General features: G+C 45.7%; 1 protein-coding gene. It reads right to left on the reverse strand.

All coding sequences use genetic code 11. The features are described 5' to 3' along the window. Positions 1-707: Rib/alpha-like domain-containing protein (locus E5983_RS09320; RefSeq protein WP_269148543.1), on the reverse strand; the 707-nt coding region annotated here is incomplete at both ends.

The following is a 707-nucleotide window of genomic DNA, read 5'->3' on the forward strand; positions in this document are numbered from 1 at the left end:
TTCGCTGGTTTATCACCGGCTGTGCTTGTGTCTACTGGACTTTCAAACTCAACCTTGCTACCTACTGGAAGATCTCCAAGGTTAGAGATGGATTTAGATGGATCGACTGGATCACCAACTTTAACAGTCTGGTCAACTGGACTTGGTTCGTTCCTGTCTGCTTGGCTTGGGTTTTCAACAACCTTAACCATTACAGAAACCTTGTCTTGGGAACCATCTGGGTAGGTTACAAGAACTTTCGCTGGTTTATCACCGGCTGTGCTTGTGTCTACTGGACTTTCAAACTCAACCTTGCTACCTACTGGAAGATCTCCGAGATTAGAGATGGATTTAGATGGATCGACTGGATCACCAACTTTAACAGTCTGGTCAACTGGACTTGGTTCGTTCCTGTCTGCTTGGGTTGGGTTTTCAACAACCTTAACCGTTACAGAAACCTTATCTTGCGAACCATCTGGGTAAGTCACAAGGACTGTCGCTGGTTTATCTCCTGCTGTGCTTGTGTCTACTGGACTTTCAAACACTACCGTAGTACCTGTTGGAAGGTCACTTAGGTTAGAGATGGACTTCTCAGCTGATGGAGTTTCACCAACCTTAACGGTTTGATCAGCTGGACTTGGTTCATTACTGTCTGCTTGGCTTGGGGTTTCTACAACCTTAACTGTCACAGGAACCTTATCTTGTGAACCATCTGGGTAGGTCACAAG

The organism is Streptococcus danieliae, assembly GCF_009767945.1.
GTDB classification, from domain to species: Bacteria; Bacillota; Bacilli; order Lactobacillales; family Streptococcaceae; genus Streptococcus; species Streptococcus danieliae.